The organism is Methanosarcina barkeri str. Wiesmoor (assembly GCF_000969985.1).
Classification (GTDB): domain Archaea; phylum Halobacteriota; class Methanosarcinia; order Methanosarcinales; family Methanosarcinaceae; genus Methanosarcina; species Methanosarcina barkeri_B.
Genome location: NZ_CP009526.1, coordinates 1858699 through 1884967 on the forward strand (window position 1 = coordinate 1858699; position 26269 = coordinate 1884967).

Below are 26269 nucleotides of genomic sequence, written 5' to 3' on the forward strand. Positions count from 1 at the left end.
AGAATAACCCGGATAGGACGGTTTGACTATGGATGAGAAGGTGAAAATCCTACTTTTTGAGGACAATCTCGGGGATGCAGGTCTAATTGAAGAGATGCTCGAAGGGTCCGTCGACTTTCGATATCTACTTGAAAATGTTGAGACCCTGAATGAAGGTTTGAGTCTTCTTAAAGAGAATCCGTTCGATATAATATTATCTGACCTGGGACTGCCAGATAGCGAGGGCATTGATACTTTTCTTGAAATTCATGCAAGAAATTCACGAATTCCCATTATAATTCTGACGGGAATGAATGATGAAAAAATTGGAATTGAGGCTGTAAAGAAAGGTGCTCAGGACTATCTGGTCAAAGGGCAGGTAGATAGCAGATTATTGAAACGTTCTATCCAGTATTCCATTGAGCGTAAAAAAGCAGAGGAAAGAGTTCAGGACTTAGCGAATATAGTGGAATCGTCAAATGATGCTATTGTAACTCGGTCTCTTGACGGTTTTATTACCAGCTGGAACCTGGGAGCAGAGCAAATCTATGGATATCCAGCTGAAGAAATTTTAGGGAAGCCTGTGACAGTTTTAATACCAGACGCCATGGGAAATGAAACACAAAAAATAACTGAGATGGTAAAACAGGGAGAAAAGATTCACCAGTATGAGACTTCACGGTTAAGAAAAGACGGTACGATTATAGATATCTCAATGACTCTTTCTCCGGTTTTTGATATATCTGGAGAGCTAATGGCTATTTCAGTTATTGCCAGAGATATAACTGAAAGTAAAAAAGCCGAAGAAAAGCTTCACAAAAGTGAGGAAAGGTATAGGATTGTTACAGAACAGACAGGCCAGCTAATATATGAGCATGATATAGAAGAAAATAAAATTTACTGGGCAGGCACCATAGAGGAGATTACAGGATATACTCAGGAAGAACTGCTGAACACTGGTATTAATATATGGATAAACAACGTCCACCCTGAAGACCAAAAGAAAGTTTGGAATCAAAAGATGAAAGGCTGCGGATATGACGTAAAGGATACTGAAAATAAGAAAAACTTTCACCTGGAGTATCGTTTTAGAAGGAAGGATGGAGAATATATCCATATTGAAGATCACGGGATCTGTCTTCAAAAGGGAAATTATCTTACAAACAAAGTCCTCGGAATAATGAAGGATATCACAGAGCGTAAGCGGACAGAAGAAGCGCTGCGAAAGTCCGAGGAACGCTTTCGTCTCGCCCTGAGAGGTTCAAGCATCGTTATGTTCAGTCAGGATCTAGATCTGAGGTACACATGGATGTACAACCCAGCACCTGGCTTCAAAATCGAGGATGTCCTGGGTAAGCGTGACTACGATATATACAAGCCAGAGGATGCTGAGATATTTACCGCTATCAAGCGTCAGGTCTTAGCCAGTGGAATCGGCCGACGTGACGAGATTGTTACCCATAGGCCAGCTTCCTCTGGTGGTAATCTGGTCCATGATATGACCACAGAGCCGCTGCACGACTCCACAGGAACCATTATAGGAGTTATCTGCGTCGCAATGGATATTACTGAGAAAAAAGAGGCTGAAAATTTCCTGAAAAAAATTGAAGAAGCCCGTAAAAAGGAAATTCATCATAGAATTAAAAATAATCTGCAGGTAATTTCATCCCTGCTCGACCTGCAAGCTGAAAAATTCGCTGTCAATGAAATTTATGATACTTCAAGGGTGCTTGCAGCTTTCAGGGACAGCCAGAACAGGGTTATTTCTATGGCTTTGATCCACGAAGAACTGTATGGGTCAAAAGAAATCAGTACTCTTAATTTTGCAACTTACCTTCAAAAACTGACTGAGGAGCTCTTCAGGTGTTACAACGTTGGAGTTTCAGAAGTCAAAATGGTTCTGGAAATAGAGGAAAATATTTTCTTCGATATGGACACTGCAGTTCCGTTAGGAATGATTGTTAATGAACTGGTCTCAAATTCCCTTAAACATGCATTTCCAGGTAGGGGAACAGGAGAAATTAAGATAAAACTCTCCAGGGAAATAAATGAAAAATCTGAAGATAACGGGATTGAAGACAGTAACGAAGCATGTAAAAGTACCAGTTATATCTTGGTCGTTTCAGATAACGGAGTAGGTATACCTGAGAGCATCAGTCTGGAAGACTCCGATACCCTTGGATTACAACTGGTAACCATTCTGGTAGACCAGTTAGACGGAGAACTTGAATTGAACAGGGAGTCTAGTACCAAATTTACAATAAAAATCACAGTAGAAGACAATAAGTAAAAATGTGCCAGTCAAAGCAAGTCGATAGAAACGCTTATTTTGGAAGTTAAAATTTTTGTCATACCTTGCACTGTCCAGTAATATACTATTTTACATTGTTTTATTATATAACAAATACAATATTTTACATTGTTTAATTATATAACAAATAACACTAACTAGATATAACCGAAGCACCATAAGCTTTGAAAATTATAACGCAGGATGTCTTTTTACAATACATGTATTTATGTGAATATTTTTACAAATAAATTCTGTATATATTGTATTCAAATTGATTCATAACTAATATTATTCAAGTTATAACTAACATTATTCAAGTTATAACTAACATTATTCAAGTTATAACTGATATTATTCAAGTTACAACTGATATTATTCAAGTTACAACTGTTATTATTCAAGTTGATACATATGATTCATAAATACATATGATTCATAATTGGTGCGTAATAGGACTTGTATGCTGCATTTATCTCTGGAGAATAAAATAATTATATGAGAATAATTATAGATGAATTCTCTAAAAAATACTTCTTTCCTGTAGAATTTCCGCAGAGCTCTCAGAACTCGCAGAGTTTTCCTAGAACCGGTAGAGATCTAGAGACTTCTAACAGAAGAAATTTACCCGAAGAAATTTAACAGAAGAGATCTTACAGAAGAAATACCTCAGAAGAAAGTCTATTATTTCACCTTTCTTTATTAAAAAAAACATCTCAGGTTCACCCATGCAAAATATACTCTCAGTCCAGTCACTCACAAAGAAATTTGATGATTTTACAGCTGTAAAAGATATCAGTTTCAATGTTGAAACCGGCTCGATCTTTGCTTTTCTCGGTCCAAACGGGGCAGGTAAGTCCACAACTATCAAAATGCTCACAACTGTTTTGAAGCCCACATCAGGAAAAATAAGCATTAACGGTTTCAATGCACTTAAAGAGCAGGACAAAGCCCGTGCATCTTTCGGGATAGTCTTTCAGGACTCCAGCCTTGATGAAGAACTGACTGCTTACGAGAATATTGTTTACCACGCAGTCATCTATAAGGTACCTAAAAAGGAAAGGGACGAAAGAATCCGAAAAGCCCTGGAAATTGTCGGGCTCTGGAACAGGCGGGAAGACTATGTTAAAAACTATTCAGGCGGCATGAAGCGCAGGCTTGAGATTGCGCGGTCGCTTGTCCACTACCCTAAAATCCTTTTCCTTGACGAGCCCACGGTAGGCCTTGATCCTCAGACTCGAAACTCTATCTGGAGCCATATCAGGAGCCTGAATAAGGAAAAAGGAATGACAATTTTTCTGACCACGCATTACATGGAAGAAGCCGAAGCAGTTGCAGACCAGATTGCAATCATTGACCACGGAAAAATTATAGAGTCCGGCAATGTTGAAGAAATAAAGAAACGGACAGAAACCGAATCTTTAGAAGAGGCTTTTTTGAAATTAACAGGCCGGGACATCAGAGATGATAACGAGTCTGGGCACAGAGTACGAGCTATAAGGGGTATGAGAAGGAGGGTCAGGCATTGATCGAGGTAATCTATATCCTCTGGCTCAGGCAGCTAAAACACTACTGGCGCTCAAAAGCCAGGCTGCTGGGTTCTCTCGGGCAACCCCTACTCTTTCTGATAACATTTGGGTTCGGGTTCGGTCCAATGTATTCAAGGGCAAGCGGAGGGGAAAACTACCTGGATTTTCTTGCACCAGGGATTGTCTCAATGTCTATTCTGTTTACTGCCATCTTTTCGGGGCTTGAGGTCATCTGGGACAGGCAATTTGGCTTTCTCAAAGAGACTATGGTAGCTCCGATCTCAAGAATAGAAATTATGATCGGAAAAACTCTTGGGGGTGCAACCATAGCCATGATTCAGGGTCTGATCGTGCTGAGCCTGACATATCTACTAGGGTTCAGGATTCCGAGTCTTGCAAGTCTTGCTGTTGGGCTGGTTTTCATGTCCTTAATAGCTATCTTCTTTACAGGCCTGGGCCTTGCCATAGCCTCAAAAATGAAAGATATGCAGGGTTTCCAGCTGATCATGAACTTCCTGATTATGCCTATCTTCTTCCTGTCTGGCGCCCTCTTCCCCCTCGAGAACCTGCCGCAGTCGATCTATTTCATAAGCAGGATCGATCCGCTTACCTATGGGGTAGATGGCTTAAGAGGAGCTATTGCTGGAATGAACGTGTTTGGCATCTATAATGACCTGGCAATAATAGGTTTGCTCTCGGCTTTTGTCTGCATGATAGGAGCATTCCTGTTTTCAAAAATAGAGGCGTAACAGCCTCCTTTTTTAAGAATTTAAGGATTCAAGGCCCAAAATTCATTATGAATTAAGGTATTATATAGATCACTGATGATTATTAATAATTATTAATAATTAGTAATAAATATCGATGATAATTATTGGTTATAAATGATTACCAATGATTGTTAATGATTACTAATGATTAGTATACACCAGTGTTGTACTATTATATACCTTAAAATTATTATAGCTTTAAATAAGGCATCTAACTAACTGAGTCCAGAATTCACGGTTACTAAATATTTAAGGCAGATTCCTTGGATTTACATATAAAAATGAGGCATTAATGGTGCTAGATCTTGTTGAGTTTTTAGCCCTGGGGTCGTTTCTCGGCCTTGCTGCAGGAACATCTCCAGGTCCACTGCTTGCCGTAACCATTTCTGAAACTCTACAGCACGGCAAATGGGAAGGAATAAAGGTTGCAGTGTCGCCTCTAATTACAGACCTGCCAATCATTTTATCCGTATTGTATGTGCTGTCGCATCTGACAAGTTATAATTTTATTATCGGAATCATTGCATTTTTTGGGGCTTCATATCTCATATATTCGGGAATCGAATCACTGAAAATCAAAAAAGACAGCGTTGAATTAAATGTAGAAAAAGAAGATGCCCTTAAAAAAGGAGTTATTGTGAATTTTGGAAACCCTCATCCATATGTTTTCTGGTTTTCCATAGGTGGGCCGATAATTTATAAGAGCCTGAACACTCATGTTTCAGCTACAGTTCTGTTCATATTAGGATTTTATAGCTTTCTTGTCGGGTCAAAGGTAGCCATTACATTAATTGTAGAAAAGTCAAAGTCCTTTATAAATAGTAAACATTATTTTTCTATTATCCATGCTCTGGGGATTGCACAGATTATCTTCGGATTGACTTTTATTAAAATGGGTTTGAGTTCACTAAATATTCTATGATTGTTCTCTTTACAGACGGAAATGAATATGACATTCAGAACGGGATATGTTTTATCCTGGAATTGTTTCGCGTTAACAATGTCGGTTCTAATCCCTATATATTGATTCGATCTCAAAAGCCACTTTACTCTTAATCGTTAGGAATTTTCAGAATTGTTTTCATAATCATAAGCTTGATTGATTATCCAAAAAGTACAGGGCTCAAGAAGCAAATTTCAAGTTTTGGGATGAACTCATTATGAAATTTAACGGGAAAAAATCCACTGGATCATTGATCAAAAGTTAAAAGGAGAAGCTACCCTGACGATAGCTGAGATCCAGAAAATCTCAACTCGTCGAGTTCAGCAGATCTGTAAAGACTATGTTGAGACTGGCCAGATGCCTCAAGTTGATAAGAATCCTGAAAAGCCACGTAAATAATTATTATCCAATGAGGAGAAGTTAGTTGACCAGGCTTATTACCTGAATATTGTGGCAGTTTTTATGTGCTGGTCTCCTTCAATCTAGTAATACAATTAAATACTATAGTAACATTAGTTATTATCAATTCAAAGAAAAGTATTAAATAGAAGTTCATCATATATACCTTTGTTCAAAAGGCAAAGAAAAACCTCCTAAATCTATTAATCGAACTTGAGACTGTAAATTCCTCATCTGTAATAGCAGGCAGGTGGGGAGTTTTAGGTCCAGTGGCTGAAACCTTACCTAAAAAATCAACAACATCATACCACAAAAGGTTATGATCAGTCTATAATGCTCAGGTATTGAGGTGTTATAAATATGCAGCAGATAACATTACCTGAATGCGTTTATAGTGATCTGAATACGTTTATTTCTACATATTATTCTAAACATTTACCGCACCCTTTACTTATTGCCCAAGCATTTTGTTTGAGATTCCAGGAGTATGGAAAAAAATATGGGCTTTCTACAATAACCGACAACGTAGAATATATTATAAACAACTATTATTAAATATTTAGATTTTGATATACTTTTTTAAAACTCCATAACATTAAAAAATATACATTGTGTACTATTCGATGCTTTCTGGATAAAATGTCAATTACTATTTTAGAGTGTGCTGCCTATTAAAAGGAACATGTAGATTTAATTAGTTTTCGTCATCGCTTCAATTAGCCTTCATTAGCTTTCATTAGCTTTCGTTATCGTTTCAATTAGCTTTCATTAGCTTTCATTATCGTTTTAACTACAGTTTTACCCATATTTCCAGAAGCAAGAATGAACGTTGAATGGTTGTCGCATTAAGAAATTGGACTTTAAATGGCTGAAGTAAAATCCTGAAGCCTGGATTCTGAACCATAAAGCCATATTAGCCATCTTATTTCGTTTTTGTCACGCTCGACGCAGGAGAGCGGCCTTTCCGAAAAAGACGAAAAAGACGAAAAAGACGAAAAAGACGAAAAAGACGAAAAAGACGAAAAAGACGAAAAAGACGAAAAAGACGAAAAAGACGAAAAAGACGAAAAAGACGAAAAAATTGGTTCGAAATCCTGATTCTGACCCGTAAATCCTTTAGCTGTTCTTATCGTTTTTGTCACGCAGGACGCAGGAGAGCAGCCTTTTGGCGGAGGTACCCTATAAATAAGATATTAAACACGGTTGCATCGGCCAGAATTTTTCGTTTTTTGCGATTATAAGGCATAGATTCAGTTTTTTCTACCACTAATACTTTAAAATCACTTCTTTTCTACTTTTTCTTCTTTTAATACCATTTTTGCAACCAGAAAGACCACGAATGCAATAACTATGAAATTTATCAGTTCTCCCAGAAAAGCCCCCCAGCCCAGTACTATTGGCCCAATTTCAAAGGTTGCAGTTTTCCAGGCCCCCCCGGGCACGAAAGGTGTGATAATCGGCATTACGATGTTGTCCACAAGCGATTTTACAAGAGCCGTGGATACGATACCCATAATGAAGGCAATTGCAAGTGGAATTATCTTGTATTCATAAAGAAAATCCTTAAACTCACTTAGAAGTCCCATATTACCCCCAAACAGCGAAATGACATACAAAGTAAAAATAATAATAAAATTATCACTGGTTAATCCATCTATTCTTTGCATCCTTTATTAATAAATCGTCCAGGGATGAATTTTATATTAGAGTTATGACTGAAAATCAGTTAAGAATTATTCGATTGCAAGTAACTGGTAAAATTTCGGTATTTTGATAGTTGGGAAAAATCGTCAGCACCTGCGGGGCTAAAACAAACATAAAATGGGAACTAACAAAATTTAAATTTAAAATTTGAGAGTGTAGTGTGCCGATTTTTCTGTAAAATCCACAAATCACAAAAAGTTGCCGGGTAGAAAATTCCATATCGGAAGATTCATTTTCTTCATAGTACGTAAAAACTTGACTTCATATTTACAGCAAATTTGAGACTTTGAGACGCTGCCGAAGTTGGAAAGTCGGAGTAGAGGGGTAAATTTAAACTCTTTTTAAACTCTTTTTAAACTATATTTGAACTCTTTTTAAACTATATTTAAACTATATTGAATTATTTGTGAAATATTTTTGTGAACTTTTATCGATTGGCATCGTTTACTGTGAAATTTTGTTATATATAAAATTTAAAATTCGAGTTCAAGTCCTACAGGGCAGTGGTCCGAACCCATAATTTCACTATAAATCGGAGCAGATTTTACATTGTCCCGCAGTTTTTCACTTACGAAAAAGTAGTCCAGGCGCCATCCTACATTTCTTTTACGTGCTCCTGTTCTCATTGACCACCAGGAATAGTTTCCGCCTTCAGGATTGAACATACGAAAGGTGTCAAGATAACCGGCAGCAAGGAATTTATCCATCCATGCACGCTCTTCAGGGAGAAAACCGGATATCGTTTCGTTTTGCTTGGGGCGGGCAAGGTCGAGCTCTTTGTGGGCGGTATTTACATCCCCGCAAATGACAAGTCTTTTGCCTTCGGCTTTGAGAGAGTTTGCATAGTCTAAAAAAGCCTCGTAGAAACTCATTTTGTATTCCAGGCGTTCCAGAGAGGCCTTGCCATTAGGGAAATAGATATTCATCAAGGTAAAATCCTCAAAATCGGCCCGCAGGAAGCGGCCTTCTTTGTCAAATTTTTCGATTCCCATGCCGGTTTCGAGTTTCAGGGGCTTTTTTTTGGAGAAGAGTCCAACCCCGCTATAGCCGTTTTTTTCTGCGGAGACAAAATAATTGTAGTAGCCCGGAATGTTCTTTGCTTCTCTCGGGAGTTTATCAGGAGAAACTTTAGTTTCCTGAATGCAGACAATATCAAATTTCTGTTCCAGCAAAAGCTCAAGAAAACCTTTTTTCATTACAGCCCGAAGACCGTTTACATTCCAGGAAATGAGATTATAGTTACCAGACATTTTTATCCCTAGCGATTTTTTGGAATTTCACATTACAACAAAGGCTCTAAGAAGTAGGAGGTGAACAGTATAAAATGAATTAAGTAAACTAAATTAAACTGGAAATAATTCAAAGTCTAAGTAAGTGAACTACCACTCATCTAAAGACTGAGTGTCTTCTTGGTTCATTCCTCCCTCTATTGAGGGCAAGTCCCCAAGCTCTTCCCCGCGTTCCGCAGGTGTTATAATCCAATTAGATTTTGATCTATGAGAGCAAATTTCTTGATATTGATAGCGGCATTTATATCTCTATCATGTTTTGTTTTACAGTCTGGGCAAGTCCATTCTCTATCTTTTAATGTCAAATCTGAATTATGATATCCACAAACATGACATACTTTAGAAGATGGTTCAAACTGTCCAATTCTCAGGATGGTTTTTCCGTACCATTCAGCTTTATACTCTAGTTTTGTTACAAAACTGCTCCATGCGGAATCACTTATAGCCTGTGCCAAATGATGATTCTTGACCATTCCTTTAACATTCAGAGTTTCCAGAGCTATTGCTTGGTTTTCGCTTATGAGTTTAAAAGAGAGTTTGTTCTGGAAGTCGTTCCTCTGATTAGTTATTTTGTCATGGAGTACAGCAAGCCTATGTTTGGCTTTTACCCTGTTCTTAGAACCGTTCTGTTTCCTTGATACTCTTTTTTGAAGAACCTTTATCCTTTTCAAAGAGTTTTTCAGGTATTTAGGATTCTCAATCTTTTCTCCTGTGGAAAGGATAGCAAAATCCTTAATCCCGACATCTATACCCACTGTAGTAGATTCTGAATACTTCTGTTTTGTAGGAAGTTCGTTTCCATCTTCAACAAGGATACTAATGTAGTAATGTCCTTTACATGTCCTTGAAACAGTAGCTGTTTTAAGCTCGCCCTCAAACTTCCTGTGAAAAACTGCTTTAATTGGTTCTATTTTAGGGAGCTTGATAGTGTTTTTTTCAAAGTCTACGGAGTAGTGTTGAGGTACAGGAAAAGATTGAATTGGGTTTTTCTTAGATTTGAACTTAGGAAAGCCGTTCTTCTCTCGGAAAAATCGAGTGAAGGCAGACTCAACCTGCTTAGTCATTCCCTGCAATGATTGAGAATTGACTTCTCCTAACCATTCATTAGAAGCTTTCAAGACAGGAAGCTTTTTGTTTAAGTCAAATCTGGAAATTGATTTTCCTGTCTGTTCATAAGTTTTAATTTTCTGATCAAGTGCCCAATTGTAGACAAACCTACAGCTACCTATATGCTGATTTAATTGAACAGCTTGTGTAGCTGTAGGATAGAGCCTAAATTTGAACGCTTTCATCATACAAAGTATTATATTGTTTAACAATATATATATTTTTTGGTAAATAAGAAATGCGAGACAAGGAATCATAGCAAGTTTTTGTTAATGTATCATATTATTTTCGTTTGCAAATACCGAAAAGTCATACTTGAACCAATTAGCGAAGAACTCAAACAGATTATGATTGACATTTCAAAAAAGTCTAACTTTGAAATCCTTGAAATGGAAACTGACACCATATTCATTTATTGATTAAGAGTGAACCAAAAGTTAGTGTTTTATCTATTGTCAGAAAATTGAAACAAGAATCTACGAACGGGTTATGGAAAACACAAAAAGAATATCTGGAAAAGTATTATTGGGATGAAAATACGTTATGGAGTGAGGAATATTTTGCATCTACAATCGGAAATGTTAGTAAAGAGGCGGTAGAATATTATATACGAAATCAGGGGTGAAGTTGACGCTTATATCCCCTAAGCTAAAGACTTAGGGGTTTTACGCTTCTTCATATAAATACTCCCTATTTTGTGCACAAAGCCTACTTTGAGGATCTCAAGTTAGCTTTTAAAGTCTCTAATCAATCCGATACCCACTTTTTGCAACCTCTTTTTTACAACCTCTTTTTTGTAACTTCTTTTTGTAATCTCTTTTTGTAACCTCTTTTTTGTAACCTCTTTTTTGTAATCTCTTTTTGCAGCTAATTTTCCAGTTTATAACAGAGTAGATCCCAAAACTTTAGATTGTTTGTGTTCTCGTTTTTAAGTTTCCTTCCCTCTTCCTGACTAAGTATATGTTGAGTAAATATATATTAAATAAAAATAAAATCACAATTGCTAATTTCCTGTAATTTGCTTTACATGCTATTGTCTGACTGACTACAGCTAAAGCCTGCAGATGTGGGGAGATATCATAAGATAAAACACGGTTGGGGAGTCATGGTGTTATGGATCTTAACGAAAAGGTAGACATGATAGGGCGTTTATATCTTGGGCTTGAACAAATAGAAGACTGTAAGGAATTCTCAGCTTTGATTCCCGAAGTTCGAACAAATTTTGTTTATGCCTCTAAAGAATCAACCACTCCTGAAGATGTTCTTGCAGTCGATGGGAGAGTTTCGGTAGTTGACGGTTTTCCGAAAGCTATAGGAAGAATAAAATTTGGGGCTTCTGGCTATATGGCACACCTTCTGCTGGAAATCCGGAAAAAAGATTCTGAGATAAGGTCTATTATAGATTTTGCAAATAACCTGGAAATTGCCGAGTTTTTAAAAGCTTACAGTAAGGAAAAGGGATGGGACTTTTCAGTTGTAGACCGGAGCTTTGAGCCTGAGAATATGAAGGATGCAGAAGGGGAGGCCATCTCCTGGATGGTTGAAGAGGCTGTTCGGGTTACAGGAGGAAAAATGCCCAGGGTCTTTTATGAGACAGGTGCCGTTGGGAAAGAGCCGGTGAGTATTCTTGTAGGAAAAGACCCTCTCGAGGTTGCAGAACAGATCTGTGAGCTTGCCAGAAGCTACCGTGAATCAGGACAAGGAATGAGATAAAAAGAAAAGGCCTTGAGGAGAAAAAGCAGGGAATGGTAAAGAAAGTGTGGAGGAGAGGAAAAAGGATTGTAGAAGCCCTCTCCTCCCGTAAGTAGTGAAGGAAACCGATTTTTCGGCTTTTCAATATAAACCGACATCCGGAGATTGGAATTTCAGGCTTTGAAATCCATATTGAGATATATGGTTTGTTCGCTTTACACAATATTAAATTTTTGTGATATATCGATACGTTCCGCTCTTTTTCAAAGTGAAATTTCTATCAAAATAACTTACTACAGCTTAAATGGAGTAAATAATCTGAACAATTCCAGACATGACTTTTTTGGTTTCTTTAGTAAATTTAGTCTTTTCATTTTTTGCCTTTTTAACCCATTCTAAATGCTTTTCTTCATTATTAATTACTTCAACTTCTTTAAATCGAAGTTTTTCCAGAAATTTGATTTCATTTTCACGGCTATAAAATATATTCAATAATCTGTATTTCAATAGTTTCTGTTCAATAGTTATTTTCTTTGGAAAATCACTAACTATAAGTTTGTTTAATTGCATCAAACAGTATTGATGCACTAACTTATCCCCGAAAATTTCCTTTAAGATTTCAGGATATCTCTTATCAAAATCCGTAACAATAAACACAGGCTCTGATGAATCGAGATTTTTCTGTAGAAATTTTTTGATGGTTTCTGGACTTTTATCTTCGAAAAGTTCATCCGTTATTGCTCTTTGAGTTTTTGCATCAAGTAAGGTTAAACGGTATTTCTGACATCTTCCTTCTTTTGGATGCTGTTTGTCATAATGCACTATACGTATATTTCCTGAGATTGGAACATTCTTCTTTTCTATTTTTTCGTTGAATGCTCTAAAAATAGTGCTTTTTGATCTTGGAAGTATAAAGGCCATTATATCAGAAATTCCATCATAAGAAACGTTATAATATCTGAGAAACTGGAAAAAATCATTGAATGAATCAAAAAGTAAAGTTTTCAGATCTTCCAAACTGTGGTCTTCTTCGCATGTATTACCACAATTTGAGCATTTATATCTTCCAATCTTGATTGCTCCAAGACCTTGTTTGGTGTATGAATTTTAGTCATTATGAGCCATACGAGTATTACAAATAGAGCAAGCTGGAGAAGTTTTCTACGAAAAACTCCTTTTACAGTATATTCGTAATCATTGTCGAAATTATCAAAAAGGTTTAAGAGAACAGGGAGTTCCAAAAAGTTATTAAGATTAAGATTAAGATTAAGATCAAGATTAAGATTAAGATTAAGATTAAAATTAAGATTAAGATTAAGATTAAGATTAAGATTAAGATTAAGATTTATAGTTACCATCGTTGTGCTGTAACATCATTACATAATTACAGAATTGTAAATTTATGTAGTGATGTTACACTTACTTTTATCACTAGATTTTGGAACTGAATCTTTTATTTGTAGAATATATTAAATAGCCTAATAATGTGAGAAAAATGCTTTTTGAAACCAAAGTTATTGAAATTATTCAAAGAACACCTGATGTAAAGAGTTTCAGATTTGAAAGACCTCAGGGATTTAGTTACCTGCCAGGCCAATATGTTGTCCTGGACTTAAGTGACAAGTCTATTCAGATGAAAAAACCTTTTACCTTGTCCAGTAGCCCTACAGAAGATTTTCTTGAGATCACTAAAAAGCTAACAGGCCATCCGTTTTCAAATGCGCTTACAGAACTGAAATCTGGCGATCGGGTTGTCATAAACGGACCTTACGGGAAATTCACTATTCAGGAAGAATACAATAATATAGGTATGCTCTCTGGAGGCATAGGCATAACCCCACTACGGAGTATAATCAAGTATTCCATCGATAAAAAAATTAGTTGTAACATAATTTTAATTTATTCTAATAGATATGAGACTGACATAGCTTTCAAGGACGAACTGGAACTTATACAGAAAGAAAATCCTAACATAAAAGTAATTGATACAATTACTAAACCTGAACTTACCTGGAAGGGAACTACTGGTAGGATCAATGCCGAGATGATCCAGAGATATATCCCAGATTACAGGAAACGCATATTTTTTACATGTGGCCCAATGGAAATGGTAAATTCAATGGTATCTCTTTTAAAAAAGCTTGAAGTACCAGAGGAACAGATAAAGCGAGAAATTTTTCCCAGCGATAAGTGATTATATAGTCTTTAATTCGGGGAATTCTGTCTGTAATCTATGTATAGAATCTTTATATCCATTTTTTAAAAAGATTGAATTAATTTGAAAAATATTTTGGCAGTGCATTGGAAATTCTGTAAAATTACAAAACACAGAGTTTTTATCCTAAAATCTATACAGTAATAAGGGGCTGAAACCTCTATTATTGTGGTGAAGAAACAAGTACAGAATAATTAGGGTTTACAGCAAAATTGCAATACTGCCTATTCACTTCCATTTTTAATTGTTCATTCACGCACTTACTATCGAAGTAATTAAACCTAAGATAGCTACAATTATACCTATACTAAGAAGTATCCGTTTAGCATTACTTTCTGGACTTAGTGGTCTAGATTCATAGTTGACTCCAAAATTTGAGTAGAAAAAAACCAGAAATATTAAAGCAAAACCAAATAAAAACATCTTGAATCCGATTGAAAAAGGACCGTTACTATCATAATTATTTATACTAAACTCCAAATTAGCAAATATTTTCGGATTCATTCCTATCATATTTTAAACTCTTTTACGTTCCTTATAAATTATACAATTTAGTTATATAGATATTTTTGCATATCCATCCCAAAAGGTCATTAAAACTTTGTAGATTTTAATGATTGGGATAAAACACTGAAAAACAATCTCCAAATCAAAGAAATAGCAACATTAGTATGTTGCTATTTCTTGTAAACCCTTTAAATGGAAACTATATTTTTGTAGAATAAGTAAAGAAAATCATTTTCCCTAAAGTATTACTTTTCAGAATGTTGAAAGAAGAGCAAAAAATAAAAAATGGTGGACGCTTTGATAATCATAATAAATTGGCAATTCCAATTAATATCATGATCGTTATTATTAACGCACTCATTATATCCCAGAAGTTTTCCCATAAATTAGTACGTGACATATTTCATCCCCTCAGTGTAAAAGGAGAAAATAGTTAATAAAGTTAGTTGTTCCCATCTGTTTTTTGAAAAGAGTTTTGAACCTGTATTTCCGCACAGATTAACTGCGTTAGAAGATAAGTTTATCAAGCGAGATCTGTATGTGGATTCTGTGGAAGAAAAAAACAGGGTTCTATGGATTTCTATGGAATATCAGCATTCCAGGGGATAAAAAAATATAATATTTATTATTTCAACATAATATTAGTTTTGAGGTAGACTTGGTCACAAAAGTTTACCTTTAACAACCATCAGCTCTTCAAAAGAAACCTTTTTCCTCGCTACAACTTCTACTTCAAACCCCAGCTTCTCCATTTTCGCCTTAACAGCATCCAACCCTGTAATAGAGGAGATAAGCACAAGAATCTCTCCTCCCAGCTTGAGATAATCTCTTACTTCGTCTAGAAATCGATCTAGAGTGTCTCTTCCACTGATTCCCCCGTCAAAAGCGTAGTTAAGCCAACCAGGAACTTTTTCCTCCTCCGAGGTGGGTAGATACGGAGGATTAAAGAGGATAAGGTCAAAAAGATTTTCAGGATTTTTAGACTTTATCCCTTTAAAAAGATCAGTACGAATAACCTTCACGCCGTTCATTTTTGCACAGCGTGCGGCATGGGGGTTAATTTCCGTAGCGACAAGATAAATTTCTTTCAGATTTGTAAGGAGTACAGAAGATACAAAACCAGACCCGGTTCCGATTTCAAGGATGCGCATACCTGGTTTTGCGTCTTTAAGGGCGGCATCGGCAAGTAAAAAAGAATCCTCTGCAGGCTCATAGACCAGGTCCGTGTCCCCTAGCTTAATTCTAGTTTTTCTGTATTCGATTTCAACCATAATTTTGAGTTCTTTATTATTTTTAGTTTTTATTATTCTTAGTCTTTTATTATTCTTAGTCCGTTGCTGTTCTTAATTCCTATTAGTCTTGGTTTTTATTATTCATTTAATTCATTTGCAAGAATTGACGTCTTTAAATCAATTATATGATTTGCAACCTGTGCAAGCTCTTCAGGAGTCAGGTTTTCAGCGCGCTTACTCATCATATCCTCAGGGAGCCGGGAAATCACCTCTTTAATGTTGGGAATTTTGAGTAGATAATTTGTGTTCAGGATCGCATTTCTCAATTTTTTCCGACGCTGGCTGAAGACTGCAGAAACAAAATTCATGAAAAAAGCCTGGTCTTTGACTTCGAAAGGTACTGGGCGGGGAACGAGTTTAATAACTGCAGAATCAACCTCAGGTGCCGGCTGAAACGCGCTTTTTGGGACCTTCATCAAAATAGAAGCGTCGGCAAAATAGCAGGTATCAACCGTAAGGCGTGAATAATCTTTGCAGTTAGGCTGGGAAACCATCCGAGCTGCAAACTCGTACTGGTACATGAGAATGCCAAGTTTGAATTTATGGCGAAGGAGCTTGAAAGTTATCTCAGAAGAGATAGAATAGGGAAGATTTGAGACGATCTTATCGAATTCCGGAAACTCGACTTTCAGGGCATCTCCGGCGATAATCTCAATATTTCCTACTTTATCGAAACGGTCATGGAGAACTCTGACAAGGACAGGGTCGAGTTCAATTGCAATTACTTTTTTTACCTTTTTTGCAAGCCTTTCAGTCAGGTTTCCGACACCTGCACCGATTTCAAGAACTACATCCTTAGGCCCAAGCTCAGCAGCAGCTACTATTCTGTCTAGATAGCCTGCATCGACCAGAAAATGCTGATCAAAAGTGCCTCCTTTTATATTATATTTTTTAAGAAGAGAACGAACCAGACTGAAACCTCCTGAATAAATTGAGTACATTGCTGAGTAAATTGAGTACTTTGATCTAACACGGAATCTTTGGTTAATAATAGAATTTTTAGTTAATACGGAATTACTATAATTAAAATGACGACAATCAAAAACTGAAAAAGTTAGCTTTGAGAGCCATACTGGAAAAAATAGAGCCTAGAGAGTTCATCTCGCTCGGCTTACTGTCGGCACTTGGCTTACTGTCGGCGCGGTGGAGCTGTGAACAGCCTGTACTTGATGAAATCATCCTTGAGTTCATCTTCAATCCTGTGGGCAAGGACTTTAGCCGGGTCATGCAGGCTTGGAATCCTTTCCCGGATATCCTGAAAACTCTTGAAGTCTCCTTTTTTGCGCTCATCAATTATAGACCACATGAGTTTTTTGCCTATTCCGGGAAGGAGGTCAAGCATGTGCAGACGGGTAGTTATGGAATGGGCCTCGTTGAAAAACTTTACAAAGCGCGTTTCCTGATACCTCACACAAGCCTCAAGGATAAAAGGCAATTCGAGATTCGCCCCCGTCGTAAGATCCGAGTAGCCTATTCTCTGTTTTACGTGGTCGATTTCATCTCTGTTTCCAGATCCGATATAAACTCTGGACTGGATCTGAGGAATCACACCATTTTTGGGAACAAGCTCCATAAGAGTAAATTTTTTATCTCCCACAGCCTGAACAAGAGGTTTTTTCTGATATGCGGCGGCACCGTCAACTGATTTCCCATATGGGAGATAGTCCAGAACCCATGTATATTCCTCTCTTTCCTGTGAGCTTTCCTGGGACTTTCTGGATGAGCGCGGGGCTCTTTCTGATTGTCTCTCGGATTGCGGTTTGCCTGTCGGACGCTTGCCGCCATAAGAAGGTTTTTCAGCAGCTGATCTGCCAGCGTACGGTCTACCTGATTGCGACTTATCTACTCTCATCAGCACCCATCCTATCAATTAATCTGAAATCCCACAGAAATCTGTGTTCAGGATCTGCCTAATCCTGATATGTCCAACCTGCTTCCATCCGGTTTGGAACCTATTCATTAATCGGAACTGTCGACAATTCACAAATTTCTGGTGTTCTTTCTATATGTCATGTAAAACTTTAGACTACCCTGTAACCGGCATCCCCGGACTCTATATATTCAAAACCCAAAGAGTCCTCTGTGTTTGAATTTTGGTCAGGCGCTCCCTGACATTTTAAAGTATTCTAAGTCTCGGATACTTCCCTTATAAATAAGAAGATGAAAACTTCTATATAGGTTATTCCCTTTACGTCCCAGTTTTATTCAATAGCTTCCAGCACATAATCGAGAATTTGATCAAGCTCCTCATTGCTCAGGGTATATTTTTCTTTAGCGTAGATTGATCGGATTTCGTCCCTGGATTGAGGCAGAATATCTGCGATCCTGATAGCAATTGAAGGCTTCATTTTTTCGAGTTCTAACAGCTTGTTAACCAGTTCCCTTGATTTTTCTCCACTGATCTTTGAGAACTGTTCAGCATGGCGGAGAGCTTTTCTAAATCCATATCCGACTTCAAGCCCCTTCTCTCTGCGCTCTTCGGTGATCCTGGTAAGTAGTTCTCTGACTTCGGCCAAGGTCAATAATTCTTCACTGAGGACTTCCTTAACTATCATTGGAATACACTCTTTTCGACTTAAAAGTTGTAACAATTTGCCATTCCCTGCTGAGTAGTTTCTTCAGATCACTCTTCAATTCTACAGGAGTTTCTGGCAAGTAAATTTCTGCCTGTCAGTATCCGGAAATCTGAACTGGCTTCGAGGTTGCTTACCTATTCTCATGGATAGGCCTTCTTCAGATTGTCGTTATGCACGAAATTCGATCGTATTTATTAATAATCTGAAATTGTTCCGAATAATCTTTTCCTGATCTGGATCAGGTATATGTCTGACAAACGATATATAATTATAGATATTCCTATCTTGAGATCAGCGATCACTACATCGGGATAATAAATTATCATATCGAGAATAATAGACCACTATGTCGGGTTAGTAAATCACCATTTTGAGATAAGAAATTATCATATTAGGATAATAAATCCCCATATCAGGATACGAGACAAGTTTTTTAAAATCAGTTTTCTTTAATTTCCCCTCTCCTATTAGCAGCTTTCCAGGGGGCATTGAGTTTTATACATATAATTACAGGCCCCTACACTTACAAGTTCTCAAAAATACCTTGCATGAGACCGAGCCTACGGCAAAAGCCTGCATACTGTAAACTCAGGTAAAATGAGTTAGGTTTTACAACCTAACTGCCTGGAATGTGAATTAATACTTCTGCGGTTTAAGGTGCTGAGGGAGAGAGATAACTTCCTTCATCGCATTTCCGCTGCGGACTTCAAGAATGTACGAACGACCGCGCTGTCCTACAATCTTTCCGGTAGAACCTTGGAATTTTGGATTAGGCATGCCTTTCTGAATGCTCGGGTCAATGTCAATATGAACCATTTGCCCTTCTTCGAATTCCTGAATTGCCTTGCTTACAGGGGAAATCCCTCTTTCACGAACTGTCTTCTGTAATTTGTACCTTGTGCAGCGTTTTTCGCCGTGGGAGTTTGTCATCGCATGTTCCTCCTTAGAATGCTCGATTAATTAGTCTATAGTATATACAGTTTTTCTCTAGATAAGATGGATATTATTTAAATAAGACGTTCAGTCAGGCAGTATTTTCCTGACCCTACATATTAAATAAATCTGATTCAGATTGAGTTTAAATATCGACGTTGACCACATCAAGATCTTCCACAAGCGCAGGAATCCCTAAAAGTCCGCTCAGGTTCGGGTTTGTCCTGCCCTCATCTCCGGAAACGAGCTCTTTTACGTACAGCCCGCCTTCGCAGTTTACTGTTATGTAAGCGTAACCTTCGTCTGTCAGTTCGTCGAGCTTGATGCTGTGCACATGTCTTTTCCTGACAAGGTCAGCCCGCCTGTGAACTACTCTCCTTGGAGTCTGTTGTGAGATCTCTATGCCATTCAAAGCCTCAAGGCTGGATTTAAGCTTTTCCTCCGAAACAGGCTCTTTAAATGTAACTTTAAGCTTATAAGTTTTATCCGCCTTTGAGCTTTTCAAAGTCTCAATCATATCCTTTCCAGTGAAGGAAAACTCTCTTACCTCAACTTTTCCGGCAGCTTTCTCGTTAATATTTCGCATAAGCTCTTCAAGGTCTGTGCTTCGCTTTACAGGAGATTTTGCTTCTACTACAAAAGGCCTGCCGCTTCCCAACATCAGGGCATCGATATCTTCCCTGCCAGAGCCGTGAAAAGCCGTATCAACGGCCTGGAAAGCTTCAACTACAGGCCCTTTTATAAGCTCATCTACGGATTCCTGATACTGTTTCCCTGTAAAATTACAGCTCTCACATCCTTTGCCCTTGCATTTTCTGCAAGGCCAGCGCGTCTGGGGAATTCCCCTGATAAGTTTGCGGTAGCGCCCTAGAATATATACCGAGCGGAGCTGGAGATCAAGCTTGTTTTTTGCGAGGTCAAGGGTAATTGTAATATCAGGGGTTTCGAAATCCACATCTTTCTGGACTTTTTCGGCTATCCGCTTGCCAACTTCCCTGTTCAGCTCGGTCTTTAGCTGTTCAGCGTATGCAGTTCCGGCCTCAGCCCAAAGCATCTCCTCGTTTTCACTCAGAAGCCCGCTGACCTTTGTGCCTACAAGAATGGTAGAATATTCTAGCCCTTCAAGGGCTTTTACAGCTTCATCGGCCCATTCATCCAGCTTTTTAAACTGATTAAGGCAGACCCAGCACTGTTCGTCTTCACCCTCTATTCCAAGAGCCTTTCTTGCAAATACACTGCAAGGAGCAAGTTCTTTGAGAAGGGAATCATCGTTTTCAGCTTTATAAATACGATCCCCTTCAAGGACAAGGGCGAGTTTCAAGGCCTGCCCACGTTCTCTGTTGCTCAGGCCTGTGGATAATTTTGCAAACTGACGGCCCAGACAGTGATCACATATCGGGCCTTCATGCAGAATCTTTTTTGAAATTTCGAGTACATCCATTTTCTTTCACTTTCTTAAGCTCTTTGTTCGGGAAATAGACCTGGGAATGAGTGATAAACTTAAGGGATAAGTAAAGGGATAAAAGCTTCTGATCATCTCTTAATGCTTCTGGTCGTCACTTATCTGGCCATCACTTAATATGTTACCACTCAATCTTCGACCCTGCTGTCAGCTTCTCCGGGAAACTCTCCCCTTTCAGCCTCAGCCCTGTCCAGTTCATTGTGTATAAGGGTTATGCAGTGATTAGAATGGAGGGAAAGAGGACCTACCGAGATAATTTTCGCCCCTGCCTTAAGGAGCTGTGCTTCCTCTTCTTCAGTAACTCCTAAATGGTCTCCAAGGATGAAGACCGGATCGCGGATTTCATTTGCAATTGCTCTGATATCCTCTCCATCTTCTCTCAGGTAGAGCAGAGTGCGGCCCTCGAATTTTGAGAGCAGGGAATCTAGATCTCCTCGGCGAATCCAGACACCTGGAGTGGAACGGATATCCTGTTCGTTTGCGTTCTTCTGAAGGGCTTTTTGGATAAGTGAACCACTGCTCCGCTCGTCCGGGTTAAGGTATCTCAGGTGCAGTCCTTCAAACCTTATGATTTTTCCGGGATCAGGTTCTCCCAGAAGGAGCAGGTGTACATTTACGTCCCTGCGCATTCCGAAAGAGAGAAAAAGGGCAGAACTCACGCAACGGCAAAGGATATCCATTCTTCCCGCAGAACCTGGAAGATCATTTAATGTAAAGTCGCCGCTTGTATATGCTTTATGCCCTATAATAACGATATCGCGCATGGGCACTATATTTACGCAAGAGGTATAAAAGATGTACGTAAACTTTTTTGGGAAAAAGGTTTGTCAAAAAAACTTTTTCCAAAAAAGTTTTATCAAAAATATTTTTTCCAAAAAAGTTTTATCAAAAAACCTTGTTAGAAAAAAAGCTTACAAAAAATACATGGCAAGATCTTTTTGAATAATTATGAATAATAAGACTTCTACAAACAAGCGTGAGTAATAAGACCCTTACTGATAGTTATGAATAACAGGATTATGAATAACAGGACCTGATAAGAATGAAGATACTGGCTATTTCTGACCCCCATGGAGATTATTCGAAGATAGCGGAAATGATTGAAAAGGCAGGGGATTTTGACCTTGTAGTCATTGTTGGGGACATTACCAATTTTGGGCCCGATGAGAAGGTTGAAGAATTGATGGAAATGTTTGACAAACCTGTACTTGCGATCCCAGGAAATTGCGACTATAAGAGCATCTTAAAAGCCCTTGACGCTTCTAAGGCTACTAACTTGCACGGAAAAGCCGAACAGATAGGAAATATCAGGTTTATAGGTCTGGGAGGCTCAAATCCCACCCCTTTCAATTCGCCCTTTGAGTTATCCGAAGAAGAAATTGAAAATGTCCTTGAAGGAATGGTCTGCTCTGCCGAAAATGACAAAGATTGCGGCACCATAGTACTTCTGACACATGCCCCGCCTTACGGTGCAAGGGATGAACTTCCTTTAGGACACGTGGGCAGCAAGGCTATCCAGAAATACCTTGACCGGGTTGACCTTATCGTCTGCGGGCACATCCATGAGGCAAAAGGTCTGGAGCAGGTTGGAAAGACTGTAGTGGTAAACCCTGGTGAAGCCTGTAAAGGTTCTTGCACACTGATAACTCTCGGAGAAAAGGAGGAAAACAAACCTATTGAGGTTGAATTTATAGAGGTGTAAAATAACAAAATTCAATAACGCCCAAACCTCAAGTTCTAATCAGCTTCAGTCAGGTTTGGAAAATTTTCCCAGGTATATCAGGTGTAGCAGTTGCCTGAAAGAATATTACACAGGCTTAATACACTCTGAACCTTTTCCTATTTTCAGGGACTAAATTCATTACCTGGAAAATCCATACTGTATAATTATATTTTATTTTGGTTCACTCTGTTTACTTTACCTTAAGGAAAAATCCATTTTGCTAACCCACAATTATTCATTTGCCTTTGTTGAGTTGCCTTCATTGACTTGCTTTCGTTGAGTTGTCTTCGTTGAGTTGTCTTCGTTGAGTTGTCTTCGTTAAGTTGCCTTCATTGACTTTACCTTCATTGAGTTGCTTTCGTTGAGTTGTCTTCGTTGACTTACCTTCGTTGAGTTGTCTTCGTTGAGTTGTCTTCGTTGACTTGCTTTCGTTATATACTTGTATAAAAAAAGCTGATGTTTGATTAAAAGCGCTTTGAGAGACGGAAATAAAAGGATTAAATGGTAGATATCGGAGCAAATGGGCAAATAGAATACTTAAATAAGTCTTAGAAATATTAATAGAGATTTAATAGAAACATTATTCGAAGTTTCTTGGAACTTGACTCTGGATTTTATAAACCGAAAAATTGTAGAGGTTGAGCTACGGACGTCATAGAGGAGTTTGGTTTTGATCCGGTTTTTCTGGATTTCATGACAAAACTTGCTATAGCCTTTTTGATAGGGATAATGGTAGGTATAGAAAGGGAACATAGAGGCACTGAACATGAAATTTTTGCCGGGGTGAGAACCTACAGCATAACCTGTATAACAGGTATGTTAGCTGCTTTCGTAAGTGAGTCAAAAGGGCCGGGTTTTGTCTATGTAGCTGCGCTCTTTTTCGGAGCAATCTGCTGCATAATCACCTATTCCAAGATATTCCTCTTTAAACGGATAGGAGTCACTAGTCCTATCAGTCTTTTTTTCATTTTCGTTATGGGAGTACTTGTTGGCTATGATTATGGCCTGTTTGCTATTATTTCTTCAATAGTTGTGGCTTTTCTTCTAATCCAGAAACAGCCTCTTCACCAGTTTGCAGGAAACCTGACTAAGGATGAACTCTATAATGCCGTACAGTTTCTGGCCGTGACTTTTATACTGTATCCAGTGGTGCCGGATAGGGAGTTTTACGGAGTTATAAATTTCAGGTCTGCAATACTTATTGTAATTCTTGTTTCTCTTATCAGTTTTTTAAGTTATGTGCTCCTGAGAAAGTTCGGCACAAAGCGGGGAATCTGTTATTCAGGCTTTGTAGGAGGCTTTGTGAACAGTGAGGCAACAACAGCCGCGCTTGCAGGTATCTCAAAACGAGTGGATGAAATGGCTGATCCTGTGCTTACCGGAATCCTGCTCTGTAATATTTCCATGCTCATCCGGAATCTTGTATTAGCCCTGATTGTTGACCCGACTGGCCAGACAACTCTTCGTATGCTTCCTCCCCAGGCAGTGGTCATCCTTGCTTCCGTAGCAATAGTTCTCAGGTATGACAAAAAATTCTGTCCAGTAGATGGAGGAGAACTTAAAATTGAATCCCCTTTCTCACTTGGACAGGCGTTTAAATTCGGCTTTGCTTTTACCGTCATTCTGATAGTAGGAAGCTTTGCCTATAAAGTCGCAGGAACTGCCGGCATTTACGTCACTGCCCTCGGCGCTCTTGTTAGCAGTTCGGGAGTGATTGTTTCGGTAACCTTACTTGCAGTAAGTGGAAATATTTCTTATGCAACCGCGGCGAACACTGCAGTGCTTGCAAGCCTGATTAGCACGATTAACAAGATCCTGCTTTCGAAAATCTCCGGTTCTCCCAACCTTTTTGCTCTTGCAAAGAGGACTTTCGGGATAATTACAGTTTTAGGGATCCTTGCTTTACTTTTATGGAACTTAGTGTGAACAGGGTCTGACATGGATTTCTGCTTACATTATAATCTGTTATTGTCTCTCAGGTCTTACTATTGTCTCATACCTAATTTTTAGGGCTCACAATTAAGCTAAGGAACTTTAGTATGAGTACTTACTAAGAACATAATAATTTGAAAAAAGTAAAATGTAGCCTACTTTCCGCACTATTTTTTTTACACATAATATTTTTCGTATTTTTCTCCTCTCAATCTCAGTGCTTTAATTAATTGTTTCCTCATCTAATGCATTGGTTTCAAAGTATGTCCGAAATGGATTTTTGAAAACCACGGACGGTGCTCAGTAAACCCTAAAACGTTAAGGAACATTGCCTTAAGAACAACAGTAGAATGAGAGATGTTGTGACCACTTCTTTTCTTGAGGAGGAGAGCGTCAATCATATCTGAAATACCAAGTTCGTCAAATACGCCAGCAGTAAGGCCATTATGACCAAAATGAATTGCCTGAAATACCAAGTTCATTAAATACGCCAGCAATAAAGCCATAATGGCAGGATGAGTTGTGGATTCAGAGCTAGGAGAGAGTCATCAAGGTAAAAGGAGAGGAGGTTTATAAAAAATAATTGGAGGATTCAAAAATAGAAAATGCGGAAATTTTGCTGCGGAAAGTGCGATGTAGTATTAAAAATATGTACTAAAAAGTAAAATGGGCTTTAAAAACTCATCAAAAAGTAAAAAGTATTTTGAAAAGTGAAAACTGAAGGTGGAAAATACATTTATAAGTATGGACTATCTTAAAAAAGAATAATAAGATTTGAAATTCCCTTAAAAAATACTGTATACTATAATAATAAGAAGTACTGAGCCCTCAAAAAGTCAATAAAGGTTAAATTAAGATTAAACAAAAACTAATAGAGGTTAATAAGGGTCAATAAAATCTAAATGGTTAAGCTTCAAATTGAATATTAGCTTAAAATTATATAAGATTTTGACTTGATCTGTTGATTTCCTAAATTTCACAATCGCAAGATGTGAGGAATAATATGAAAACAAAAATAATTGTGCTGCTTCTTATATTCGGCGTCGTTTTACTTTCAGGATGCACAGGGAATGAACAGCCCTCAACAGAAGAAAATGCAACCCCTGAAGAAACCGTAACTCCTGTGGAAAATACAACTGTTGTAGATACACCGGAAGAAAATGTAACCCCTGAAGAAAATGTAACCTCGGAAGAAAACGTAACTTCGGGAGACAATGTAACTTCGGAAGACAATGTAACTTCGGAAGACGATGTAACTTCGGAAGGCAATGGAAGACTCAATATCTCAACTTCTGAAATTAAGCAAACTCCCTATATGTTAAGACTGATCAATAACAGAGTAAGTTCCTCAAGTCTTGAAATAAAAAAGGGAGAATCAGCTTCTTGGATAAATATGGAAGACAGCCCAAAAAGGATCCTTACCCTCGTAAGTGAAGAAAAGCTCTTTGAGAATACAAGACTTGCGTACAAACGTGCTTTTACATATACCTTCAACGAGACCGGAGACTACCACTTCAATGTTGTCGGCCAGTCCAGAATGAATGTCACCGTTAGTGTTGATGAACCCTGAGAAATAGTTTCTAAAAATTGAATAGTCGAAAGTTCAGGGAATATCAGGCTTGATGAATGTTCTAACTATTTGCAGGAAAGGCCAATAAATTTTGGCCGATAATATTTCCTGGCAACCTATTTTTCAAATTTTTAATAAGGGTTTTTCTGGACAAACGTATATCTTAATTTGCTTTTTCTTAAGTATGCATGGCATTTTCTAAGGCTTTCTAAGACCTTTAGAGTTACATTTTCAAACAATATGCAAAGTAACACTAAAATTAGTTTCTTATTATTAGTTCTTGTTATATGATCTGGATCAGTGCTTATCATCCGAAATTCATACATTTGCTTCAAAAATAACTCCGACTTAAAGGAC

General features: G+C 37.9%; 20 protein-coding genes and 4 pseudogenes. 12 read left to right on the forward strand and 12 right to left on the reverse strand.

Annotated features, from left to right (window positions below; genetic code table 11):
- The first annotated feature begins 28 nt into the window (after positions 1-28).
- The 6 genes and pseudogenes from MSBRW_RS07900 to MSBRW_RS21990 all read left to right on the forward strand — a co-directional run bounded on the left by MSBRW_RS07900 (position 29) and on the right by MSBRW_RS21990 (position 7008).
- Complete coding sequence (locus MSBRW_RS07900) at positions 29-2269, forward strand: PAS domain S-box protein (protein ID WP_011308168.1); 2241 nt, start codon at positions 29-31, stop codon at positions 2267-2269.
- A 728-nt stretch (positions 2270-2997) separates the two neighbouring features.
- Positions 2998-3798, forward strand: a complete 801-nt coding sequence (locus MSBRW_RS07905) for a daunorubicin resistance protein DrrA family ABC transporter ATP-binding protein (RefSeq protein ID WP_011308167.1) — start codon at positions 2998-3000, stop codon at positions 3796-3798.
- Positions 3795-4547 (forward strand): ABC transporter permease, encoded by a 753-nt coding sequence (locus MSBRW_RS07910; protein ID WP_011308166.1) that lies wholly within the window; start codon positions 3795-3797, stop codon positions 4545-4547. Before MSBRW_RS07905 ends, MSBRW_RS07910 begins: the two co-directional genes overlap by 4 nt.
- A 313-nt stretch (positions 4548-4860) precedes the next feature.
- Positions 4861-5490 (forward strand): LysE family transporter, encoded by a 630-nt coding sequence (locus MSBRW_RS07915; RefSeq protein ID WP_011308165.1) that lies wholly within the window; start codon positions 4861-4863, stop codon positions 5488-5490.
- A gap of 258 nt (positions 5491-5748) precedes the next feature.
- Positions 5749-5907 (forward strand): annotated as a pseudogene (locus tag MSBRW_RS24225) (IS481 family transposase); the annotation flags it as partial.
- A gap of 936 nt (positions 5908-6843) precedes the next feature.
- On the forward strand, positions 6844-7008 hold the full coding sequence (locus MSBRW_RS21990) for a hypothetical protein (RefSeq protein WP_155398158.1): 165 nt from the start codon (positions 6844-6846) through the stop codon (positions 7006-7008).
- 182 nt (positions 7009-7190) lie between these two features.
- On the opposite strand, the gene MSBRW_RS07920 is transcribed toward MSBRW_RS21990, so the two are convergent.
- From MSBRW_RS07920 to tnpB, 3 genes are all read right to left on the reverse strand, one after another.
- Complete coding sequence (locus MSBRW_RS07920; protein WP_011308164.1) at positions 7191-7496, reverse strand: large conductance mechanosensitive channel protein MscL; 306 nt, start codon at positions 7494-7496, stop codon at positions 7191-7193.
- A gap of 591 nt (positions 7497-8087) precedes the next feature.
- Positions 8088-8864: an exodeoxyribonuclease III gene (locus MSBRW_RS07925; RefSeq protein ID WP_011308163.1), complete on the reverse strand. Its 777-nt coding sequence runs from the start codon at positions 8862-8864 to the stop codon at positions 8088-8090.
- Between the two features lie 221 nt (positions 8865-9085).
- Positions 9086-10198, reverse strand: a complete 1113-nt coding sequence (gene tnpB / locus MSBRW_RS07930; protein ID WP_011308162.1) for an IS200/IS605 family element RNA-guided endonuclease TnpB — start codon at positions 10196-10198, stop codon at positions 9086-9088.
- 84 nt (positions 10199-10282) lie between these two features.
- On the opposite strand from tnpB, the pseudogene tnpA reads away from it, so the two are divergent.
- Positions 10283-10635, forward strand: a pseudogene (gene tnpA, locus MSBRW_RS07935) (IS200/IS605 family transposase).
- Positions 10636-11123: 488 nt separating this feature from the next.
- Complete coding sequence (locus tag MSBRW_RS07940; protein WP_011308159.1) at positions 11124-11723, forward strand: thiamine-phosphate synthase family protein; 600 nt, start codon at positions 11124-11126, stop codon at positions 11721-11723.
- Between the two features lie 321 nt (positions 11724-12044).
- Here MSBRW_RS07940 and MSBRW_RS07945 read toward each other — a convergent pair.
- Positions 12045-12943: pseudogene (locus tag MSBRW_RS07945) on the reverse strand (ISNCY family transposase); the annotation flags it as partial.
- Positions 12944-13197: 254 nt separating this feature from the next.
- Here MSBRW_RS07945 and MSBRW_RS07950 point away from each other — a divergent pair.
- Positions 13198-13896, forward strand: a complete 699-nt coding sequence (locus tag MSBRW_RS07950) for an FAD-dependent oxidoreductase (RefSeq protein ID WP_011308158.1) — start codon at positions 13198-13200, stop codon at positions 13894-13896.
- A gap of 1190 nt (positions 13897-15086) precedes the next feature.
- Here MSBRW_RS07950 and MSBRW_RS07965 read toward each other — a convergent pair.
- The 7 genes from MSBRW_RS07965 to trmY form a co-directional block, all read right to left on the reverse strand.
- Complete coding sequence (locus tag MSBRW_RS07965) at positions 15087-15695, reverse strand: HemK2/MTQ2 family protein methyltransferase (RefSeq protein ID WP_011308157.1); 609 nt, start codon at positions 15693-15695, stop codon at positions 15087-15089.
- A 98-nt stretch (positions 15696-15793) separates the two neighbouring features.
- Positions 15794-16657, reverse strand: a complete 864-nt coding sequence (gene rsmA, locus MSBRW_RS07970; protein ID WP_011308156.1) for a 16S rRNA (adenine(1518)-N(6)/adenine(1519)-N(6))-dimethyltransferase RsmA — start codon at positions 16655-16657, stop codon at positions 15794-15796.
- Between the two features lie 188 nt (positions 16658-16845).
- A complete protein-coding gene (locus tag MSBRW_RS07975) occupies positions 16846-17568 on the reverse strand; it encodes a DUF655 domain-containing protein (protein WP_011308155.1) in 723 nt (240 codons plus the stop codon).
- A 349-nt stretch (positions 17569-17917) separates the two neighbouring features.
- Positions 17918-18271: an RNA polymerase Rpb4 family protein gene (locus MSBRW_RS07980; protein WP_048102997.1), complete on the reverse strand. Its 354-nt coding sequence runs from the start codon at positions 18269-18271 to the stop codon at positions 17918-17920.
- A 657-nt stretch (positions 18272-18928) separates the two neighbouring features.
- Positions 18929-19222: a 50S ribosomal protein L21e gene (locus MSBRW_RS07985; RefSeq protein ID WP_011308153.1), complete on the reverse strand. Its 294-nt coding sequence runs from the start codon at positions 19220-19222 to the stop codon at positions 18929-18931.
- 148 nt (positions 19223-19370) lie between these two features.
- On the reverse strand, positions 19371-20666 hold the full coding sequence (locus MSBRW_RS07990; protein WP_011308152.1) for a tRNA pseudouridine(54/55) synthase Pus10: 1296 nt from the start codon (positions 20664-20666) through the stop codon (positions 19371-19373).
- Positions 20667-20815: 149 nt separating this feature from the next.
- Positions 20816-21451: a tRNA (pseudouridine(54)-N(1))-methyltransferase TrmY gene (gene trmY, locus MSBRW_RS07995; RefSeq protein ID WP_011308151.1), complete on the reverse strand. Its 636-nt coding sequence runs from the start codon at positions 21449-21451 to the stop codon at positions 20816-20818.
- Positions 21452-21729: 278 nt separating this feature from the next.
- On the opposite strand from trmY, the gene MSBRW_RS08000 reads away from it, so the two are divergent.
- Together MSBRW_RS08000 and MSBRW_RS08005 are read left to right on the forward strand one after the other, a co-directional pair.
- Positions 21730-22389 carry a metallophosphoesterase gene (locus MSBRW_RS08000; protein ID WP_011308150.1) on the forward strand — a complete coding sequence of 220 codons (660 nt, stop codon included), beginning with the start codon at positions 21730-21732 and terminating at the stop codon, positions 22387-22389.
- Between the two features lie 714 nt (positions 22390-23103).
- On the forward strand, positions 23104-24336 hold the full coding sequence (locus MSBRW_RS08005; protein ID WP_011308149.1) for an MgtC/SapB family protein: 1233 nt from the start codon (positions 23104-23106) through the stop codon (positions 24334-24336).
- 299 nt (positions 24337-24635) lie between these two features.
- Here MSBRW_RS08005 and MSBRW_RS24230 read toward each other — a convergent pair.
- Positions 24636-24848 (reverse strand): annotated as a pseudogene (locus tag MSBRW_RS24230) (DUF4277 domain-containing protein); the annotation flags it as partial.
- A gap of 497 nt (positions 24849-25345) precedes the next feature.
- Here MSBRW_RS24230 and MSBRW_RS08015 point away from each other — a divergent pair.
- Positions 25346-25912 carry a hypothetical protein gene (locus MSBRW_RS08015; protein WP_011308148.1) on the forward strand — a complete coding sequence of 189 codons (567 nt, stop codon included), beginning with the start codon at positions 25346-25348 and terminating at the stop codon, positions 25910-25912.
- The last annotated feature ends 357 nt before the right edge of the window (positions 25913-26269 follow it).